At 47.2% G+C, this 942-nt stretch carries 1 protein-coding gene; it reads right to left on the bottom strand.

Annotation, left to right across the window (positions count from 1 at the left end; all coding sequences use genetic code 11):
* Positions 1 to 942: hypothetical protein (locus EHS11_RS19770; protein WP_167884346.1), on the bottom strand; the 942-nt coding region annotated here is incomplete at both ends.

Raw genomic sequence — 942 nt, 5'->3', positions numbered from 1 at the left:
CTTCTTTAACAAGACGATCATATTCCGCTTTATCTGTTAAAGACAGTCTGTTCGGATCGAAGTCAACATCATCCTCACCATCCTCTCTTCTCCTGGCAGGAACATCAACCACTTGCCCCCGAACCGGTGGCGTAGCTCCGTTACTTGTTCCACCACCTAATCCCATATAAGCGAGAGCTCCCCCAAAGAATGTCCCCACACTCGCAAGTGCGGCAATCGCCAATGTCTCCGGATTGACCTCTCCATTGATCCGATCCAGTGCCGCCTCTCTCTGATCACGACTCATCGCAGCTATCTCCGCATCTGTTTTACCTGAATCCCTTAGCTGTTTATATTCAGCAGCAGAGTTAATTTCTCCTAATATACGATTCCTTTCTGTAGAGGACAAACTGTCCGGGTCGGAGATTCCATTTGCTTTTAGCAAAGCATTCTGTTGTAATTTATTTCCCCTGTCTTGCGCCAAATTGATGTTTTGTTCCGACCAGTTTATCTCATCCATGTTAAACCCATCAGGTCCATTCGTTGCCAGATTCACACCATTCACTTGTGCGGATGTAGATAAACCATTTCCGTCGATCGTGGATGTAAGTCCGAGTCCTGATTTTGGATCTGTATATCCAACACTCCCGGATAGTCCTCCACCGTTGATGTCATAATTCGCACCCACGTTCCAACCCTCTCTCGGACCATTACCAGCGTTGTAATTCGCACCTACCGTAGTCGATCCGTTAGTCGTGCTACTAGCCGTTAGTTGAAGTCCTTTGACGCCAGGAATATTCGCTGATCCTGATATTGTTGTATTTCCCCTTTGAGAGAAGCTTATACTCGCGTTCGTTGTAGCATTTCCAATCCCAAGTCTTCCACCCCAACCAGCTTGTTTGTCGTAACTCACTCCCAAACCAACTGCTGTGTTCTTGAGAAGAGGACCGAGTGTCGATCCCA

Source organism: Leptospira ilyithenensis (assembly GCF_004771005.1).
Taxonomy (GTDB): Bacteria; Spirochaetota; Leptospiria; order Leptospirales; family Leptospiraceae; genus Leptospira_A; species Leptospira_A ilyithenensis.
The sequence above is the reverse complement of the archived record's forward strand: the minus strand, read 5'-3'. Positions and strand labels throughout refer to the sequence as shown.